Source organism: Chamaesiphon polymorphus CCALA 037 (assembly GCF_003003845.1).
Lineage (GTDB): Bacteria > Cyanobacteriota > Cyanobacteriia > Cyanobacteriales > Chamaesiphonaceae > Chamaesiphon > Chamaesiphon polymorphus.
Genome location: NZ_PVWO01000289.1, coordinates 1 through 7,355 on the forward strand (window position 1 = coordinate 1; position 7,355 = coordinate 7,355).

A 7,355-nucleotide genomic window follows, 5' to 3' on the forward strand; every position below is an offset into this window, starting at 1 on the left:
CTTGGCATATGCTATATTACTTTATTCTCAAAAAGCTCTCTTCTAATCATATGGTTATTTGTGCCGCTCAGTACTAGACAAATTCTTAGCTGATGGCGTCACTGACAAAATCGTTAATGAAACGGTTTATTTTGCCAATGGTAATATCCAGAGCGTCAAAGATGGTAACGGCAATACTACTACCTACACCTATCAGATCGATCGCAACTTCTTAGCCAAGACAACCGACGCCGATAGTAAAAATACTACCTATACCTATGATGGTGTCGGTAATATTCGCACCATGACTGACGCACGGGGCAACACCACCACCTACGACTACGATGCCCTCAATCGCCGCAACAAAGTCACAAATGCCCTCAATGAGGTAACCCTGACTAAATACGACTTAAGCGGCAATATTACCCAAACAGAAGACGCACTCAACCGGATTACTAACTACAATTACGATCGATTAAACCGTCAACTCACCATCAACACAGTTGGACTACCAGACACCACCATCATTGACTACGATGAACTGGGACGGATTAAGAAACAAAAACTCAAAGGTATTAGTAGTGTTGACGATCGAACAACCGAATACACCTACAACGATAGCCTCAATCTTACCACCATCGCTCGACCAGAATCAGTCACCGAAACTATTAAACGGGACAGTCGCGACAACATTATTACCACCAGCAAAATTGTTAAAGGCATCAACCAAATCACTCGTTATGAATACAACGGATTAAACCAAGTCACCCTCATTACCGACGCTGACAACAACACTCAAACCTTCGAGTATAACTCCCTGGGGAATCGCACATTCAGCACCGCCAAAGACCGTCTCACAGGCGAAACCCACACCACCCAATTTGAATCTAATAACCTCGGTTGGAACGTCAAAACCACTGATGCAATTGGCAGAATATTTACCACCACCTACGACGCAGTAGGCAACATCAAACAGCAAGTAGAGAATGGATTGAGAACCACCACCCATACTTACGACGCACTCAATCGCAAAACCCAAGTAACCACCGTCTATGGTGCAGATACCCTCAACACCATTACCAGATACGATGAAGTCGGCAATGTCATCGAGGCTAAAGATGCCGAAGGTAATACCACCCTCTATCAATACGACGAACTAAATCGCCAGAAAAAAGTCATCGATGCCAAACTGCAAGATACCGACTACGTTTACGATGCAGTTGGCAATCTTAAAGAAATCATCGATACACCCACCCGCAAAACCACCTACACCTACGACAACCTCAATCGGCGTACCGAGGTTAAAGATGCCGAAAATATTCGCACGCGTACCGCATATAACGAGTTTGGCGAAGCAATTGCCATTACTCAAAACGATGGTGGTATCGTTACCCGCACTACCCAGTATGAGTACGACAAATTAGGACGTAAAAAGAAAACGATCGATCCTCTCAACCATATCACCACTACCACCTACGACGAGGCTAACAACGTTCGTACCGTAACCGATGCCAACAATAACACCACCACTTACGACTATGACAAATTAAACCGTCAGACTAAAGTTATCGATGCGAATAACATTACCACCCAAATTAATACCTACGACGGGTTTGGCAATATTAAATCGATTAAAGATGCTAGTGGCAATCTTACCCAATCTGAATACGACAATCTCGATCGATTAACCAAAACTATCGATCCACGGAGCAAAGAAACCATTCAAGCTTACGATGGTTTGGGACGAGTATTATCAATTAAAGATCGCAACGCTCGCACTCGCACTTTTGCCTACGATATCAACGACAATCTCACGACCGAAACCTGGGGCGGTACCACTCAACTTACCTATACCTACGACAAAGTTAGCAATCTCAAATCTAGTTATGATGCCAGTAGCAATACGACTAACACTTATAGTTACGATGCTATTTACCAGTTAATTAGTGCGGCGACGAGTAATAGTAGCGTCCGATTTGAATATGACTACGATGAATTTGGCGATCTAACTCAGCGTCGGGATAAACAGGGTACTTCAACAATTGCCAAACTAGATTATACCTATAACAATAATCATCAACTGACTCAGTTAATTCAGTCTGGTGTGGGTTTAGCGACTCAGACTATCGAGATGAGCTATGACAGGTTGAGTCAGTTAAGAAAGATCGATCGATCTGTTGTGACTAATCTCGGTCATCTAGTTACCGATTACCAGTATGATGGTGCGGGTCGATTATTCGATATTACTAATAAGTTTAATTCGACGGTTATTAGTAATTATAACTATGGCTATGATGATGGGAATCGGTTGAGTGGTAAGAATGGTACTGATGGGATTAGTACTGTTGCTTATGGCAATGACAATCAGATTTCTGCTGTCGATAATGCTAGTCGTCCCGACGAGAGTTATAGCTTTAATGCGTTGGGAATTCGTGCTGGTTGGGTAACGGATACTGTCGATAAGCGACGGGTATTGAGCGATGGTATTTATCAGTATCAGTACGATGATGAGGGAAATCTGACTCGGAAGGAGGAGATTTCGACGGGTAAGGTGACTACTTACGTTTGGGATTATCGCAATCGTTTGAGTCGGGTGAATTTGAGCGATGGTTCGAGCCTTGAGTATGGTTATGATGCGTCAGATCGTCGTATCAGCAAGAAGATAAATGGCGTTACGAAGGAGAAGTATGTTTATGACGGTGAGGATATCGCTCTAGTCGTTGATGCGACGGGGACGATTGTGGAGCGGTATCTGTATGGGAATAGGACGGATAATGTGCTGTCCCGTGTGAGTGCGGGGACTACTGTTTGGAGCTTGGGCGATAGACAGGGTAGTGTTGTGGATTTGGTGGATGAGGGTGGTAATGTTCTCAATCACTTTGTTTATGACAGTTTTGGGAATGGGACTGCGACGACTGGGGTTGATTTCCGGTTTGGGTATACGGGACGGGAGTTGGATGCAGAAACGGGGCTGTATTACTATCGGGCGCGGTATTACGATTCGGGGTTGGGACGGTTTATCAGTGAAGATCCGATTGGCTTTAGTGCTGGGGATACGAATCTGTATCGCTATGTCAATAATAGTCCGACTAACTATACCGATCCTACGGGGACGATCTTATTTGCTCCTTTAATTGCTGCTGGGATGGTGGCGATGGGGGTAATGAATGCACTTATCGATGTGAATATTCAGTTACAAGTCAATAAGATGACGGATAAAACTGATATGAACTGGGCTTCGGTGGGTGTCAGTTTTGTGACGGGGATGATTGGTTTTGGGTTGGCACAAAGGGCTACTCAGGCTAGTACTCTGGCTTGGAAGATTGCGTCTAATCCGCTGACTCAGAGGGCTGTGGATAGTGGGATCGATGGTGTTGGTAAGATTGTTGAGAATGGCATTAACGGCAAGCCGTTACATAATGAGCTGTTTGAGACTGTTGCTGGGAACTTTGTCTTTGGTGCTGCTGCTGATGCTGCAATTAAGGGTGCTGGTAAAGCGGCTAGTGCTTTTAAACGTTTTAATGGAACGATCGGAGCTGCTCATAGTAGTATGTTCTCCAAGAAGCATGTACCATATATCTATAGTGATGAAGCTTTAGTAGAAAGAGCGGAATCGTTGCATAAACAACTTGTTGCCGAAACAACAAGAGGATCTCGTAATAAAAAAACAGGTGAAATAGAATACAGAAGTGCTTATGATGCTAGAACAGTTGCCGTCGGTAGGGCAAGGAAGTTTAACAAAGACGCTAATGAATGGGAATATTACACTTTGTACTCATCTAGCACGGGAAGTTTTACACACGACATTCAGAGAAAATATTTTAATTTAGATCCTAAAACAGGTAAAAATATATCAGAGCAAGGGGAAATCGCCACAAATGTCAATTTAACAGAATTTAAATCTGATGGATTTGGTATAATAAATAATCAAAATCAAAGTCACGCAGAATTAAATATGATTCAATGGGCGCAAAAAAGAGGATATATTATTGAGGGTATTGGAGTAAGTCATGCTGGAGGTATTTGTCCTCACTGTTATGCTCAAATGCTAATAAGGAATATTACTACAACAAACCCAATCTTTAGAGATTTTGACTACATGAAAAATGTTAAAAATAAAATAACTGGGCTGAGTGAAAAAGTATTGAAAATACCTCGATCGCCATCACCAGCTCCAAAAGATTGGCAAGTATCATATAATTCTGTCAATGGTTTAGTAACAATAGATCCTAGCACTAGAACAATGATAGTTAATACTATCAATGGGCCGCATGTTGTTAATATTTAAAATGAAACTTGACTTATTATGGTGTTAACTGTAGAAAAAGTACTCGAACGAGAAAAATCACTGTCAGGTTTTACTCCTTTTGTAGAAATAGCTGTCGAGCTAAAAAAAATGCCATTTATTCACCAAATTGCTTTTTTTTGCTCTTGCTATGAGAGAATACTTCCAACATATAGCTTAGTAGATGGTCACTATGGATGGGAGGAATTGTCTGTTTTTCAATCTGTATTGAATGATTTATGGCAGCTTTTGTGTGAGTTAGAAATAAACGAAGAGACGATATCAGCTTTAATCGATCGATCTATCGAAATATCTATCGAAGATGAAGATGAAATTGAAGATTATTGGGAAAGTCGCAATGGCAATCTTTATGGAAATATAGCTGAAACAATTTTATCTTTTATCGATGTTTTACTTAAATACATTCAAATCAAAGATATTGACAGCTACTTAAATATATTTGTTAAAATAATTTTTGTAATATATGAGTATTTGGGTATGTATCTTGAAAATACAGATCCAGAGCAATTTCTTGAAAAAACAAGATATGAAATAGATTTAATTATTTTAAATCATGTGTTAATACAAAAAGAGTTGCAAAAAGAATTGGCCGATCTAGAATTCTTGAAAAGCGTTACGGAGATAAATCCTATAATAATATCCACTTTTAGGGCAAGTTCTTGTACAGATAGTGTTGGTATTTTAGGTTCCTTAGAGGAAGTTAGGGCTAACTTAGAATAGAAGTAAGATTAATAGTTATACATCACATCTAATATTATAAAGATATGTTACTACATCCAGAATACACTGAGATAGCTATCATGCTAGCTGTCGAAAACTGCAATCCAAAGATAATTAATTCAAGCTTTTACTATCAAAGTGGAATCATTTCTCAAGAATGGAAATTAGCTAGTCCACCCATCAATCAAGCTGACGCATCCCAGCTCCAATTTACTAATAATATTAGTATCACTACTGAGCCTCAGCTAATCATCTTTACAGAAACTTATCAGGAGCGCAGACCGAAACAATTAGCAATTGTTGAAACAGTCAAAAGATTTATTCGTGCATTACCAAATATGAGATATAGAGGATTGGGAGTCAATCCTTCTACCTTTTGTACTGTCGAAGAAAATAATATTCCAGTAGAAGCCCCATCTATTGTCAATTACCTGTTTTCCTCTGAAATTTTATCTTCGCAACCAACTCCACATTTGTCTGGGACAAAAATAACTTATAAATTAGAACGCAATTCTCAAGTTCAATGGTTTTATCTTGATATTGAAGACGTTCAACTCAGAAGTGAAAAAGATAATCAAAGACATTCAGCAGTTTCATTTAAAGGTAGTTTTCCTCACGAATTATTCGATGCACCTACTCCTGAAAGCATACTGAAAGTTTTACCAGAATGGGAAATAGATTTACAAGCTTACGATGAAATTGTTCATGGTAGTTTTATCAATAGCATCAATACCTCTAAATAAAATTAAATATTCATTTGCACATCGCAATTCAAGCGATTAGTTAGATCGGATTTATGTCATAGAGATCGAGCTAATACTAGAATCGATCGCGATTGGATCGATCGTGATTATTTAGAGCGATATCTATTTAGGAGACTCGATTACCTTTGGTAGGCTACGCCAACGATTTATGCTTTCGATCGATCCTTGGCATTGGGATCGATCGATATAAAACGATCGTTTTGGAAGTAACAAGCGATCGCGCTTGGAGGTGAGAACAGCGCGTTCGAGCATTAACAATATGAGATCGACTATCGATCGTCTTTTATAACTATCGATAGATTATATTCGATCGATAGTTATTCTCATTGGGACGGAGATCGAGCGAACTTCAAACGCTCGACTCGATCGTTAGGTAGTGTTCCAGATCTGTTGTTCAAGGAATAGTTAAACCAAAAGCAACTCGATTTATAAACAGTCCAATCACCACATCGTGCATCACAACTGACTTAGAAAAACAAATCGTCTTCCGAGCCAATCGTTTAATCCGCGTTCGCAAAGTTAAATGCTTGCGCTCAATTTTTTGAGTGTTCCGCTTGCCAACAGTATGAAAAACAGGATCTATATGCCGTTCGTAGGCACCCCATCCATCGCTATAAAATTGCATAATCCCAAAAGGCTCTAACAAAGCTTTTAACTCGATAAAAGCCTTATCCTTCCGATCCGATAACACATATGCCAACACCTCACCACTATTGTGGTCGATTGCCCACCAGAGCCAACGCTGCTGACTCTTGGATTGCACGAAGCTCCACATCTCATCTACCTCTGCTTCTAAATCTGAATCTTCTGCCATACACAACCGCACGATGGTTTGAGTTGGCTGCAATCGCTCCAATACCGCCATATTTATTGCTGGCAACTGGAGACTTTTTTTGAGAGTGTTAATCACAGTAGTCGGACTGATACCCAGCACCCTGGCAGTATCTCGAATCCCACTACCATTAATTGCCATCTCACCAATCTGCTGCTGCACTTGGAGCGAGTAGGCAGCATAACTATAATCGCAAATAAAAGCAGAGAGCGTGCATTCTAGTTGTTGACAGCGATAACGTTGTTTGCCTTGGGCAGTTTTACCATGCTTAATTACCTCAATTTCGTCGCACCTGGGACAACAAACTGGCTCTAATACCATGACATTGAAAGTTTGAAATATCGACCACTCTATTCAAGCAAATTTCGCGACTAACAACAGATCTAGAACACTTGGGGGTTCGTGGGCGATCGCACTAATACAATTCAACTATCAGGTGCAGGAATCATTTCTCCACTTTCATCAATTCGACCGCAATTGACAATAGACAGTTGACACAGGAGCAGATCGCTGTCAAGTGTAATAGGTGCAGTTCGCGATCGATTATCAACTGGAACTGGGGTAATTCGTTGTCAATTGAAAAAAGATCCGTGTTCTCACTCAGGTAGATTCCCATATAGCCCAAATACAATGTAGAGTTGGACACTCGATCGCGCAGCGGTGGCTGTACCAAGTCGTAATTTTCAGGGGAAACATCGTGGAAAATCGCACCGAACAACTACAAACTTTTTCGATTAACCCCGATCTATTACCC

Annotated in this window: 4 protein-coding genes; 3 read left to right on the forward strand and 1 reads right to left on the reverse strand. The window is 40.6% G+C overall.

The features are described 5' to 3' along the window. The first annotated feature begins 58 nt into the window (after window positions 1–58). The 3 genes from C7B77_RS19230 (at window position 59) to C7B77_RS19240 (ending at window position 5,748) form a co-directional block, all read left to right on the forward strand. A complete protein-coding gene (locus C7B77_RS19230) occupies window positions 59–4,267 on the forward strand; it encodes an RHS repeat-associated core domain-containing protein (protein ID WP_106308457.1) in 4,209 nt (1,402 codons plus the stop codon). An 18-nt stretch (window positions 4,268–4,285) separates the two neighbouring features. Next, entirely contained in the window at window positions 4,286–5,005 is a 720-nt protein-coding gene (locus C7B77_RS19235) for a DUF416 family protein (protein WP_106308460.1), read from the forward strand. Between the two features lie 80 nt (window positions 5,006–5,085). Further along, a complete protein-coding gene (locus C7B77_RS19240; protein ID WP_106308463.1) occupies window positions 5,086–5,748 on the forward strand; it encodes a hypothetical protein in 663 nt (220 codons plus the stop codon). Between the two features lie 415 nt (window positions 5,749–6,163). Here C7B77_RS19240 and C7B77_RS19245 read toward each other — a convergent pair whose 3' ends face one another. Next, window positions 6,164–6,922: an IS1 family transposase gene (locus tag C7B77_RS19245; RefSeq protein ID WP_106308466.1), complete on the reverse strand. Its 759-nt coding sequence runs from the start codon at window positions 6,920–6,922 to the stop codon at window positions 6,164–6,166. Window positions 6,923–7,355: the final 433 nt, after the last annotated feature.

Excerpts from the sequence above, each read along its gene's own strand:
- C7B77_RS19235 (WP_106308460.1), top strand. The coding sequence starts at position 4,286 with ATGGTGTTAACTGTAGAAAAAGTACTCGAACGAGAAAAATCACTGTCA.
- C7B77_RS19240 (WP_106308463.1), top strand. The coding sequence starts at position 5,086 with ATGCTAGCTGTCGAAAACTGCAATCCAAAGATAATTAATTCAAGCTTT.
- C7B77_RS19245 (WP_106308466.1), bottom strand. The coding sequence starts at position 6,922 with ATGGTATTAGAGCCAGTTTGTTGTCCCAGGTGCGACGAAATTGAGGTA.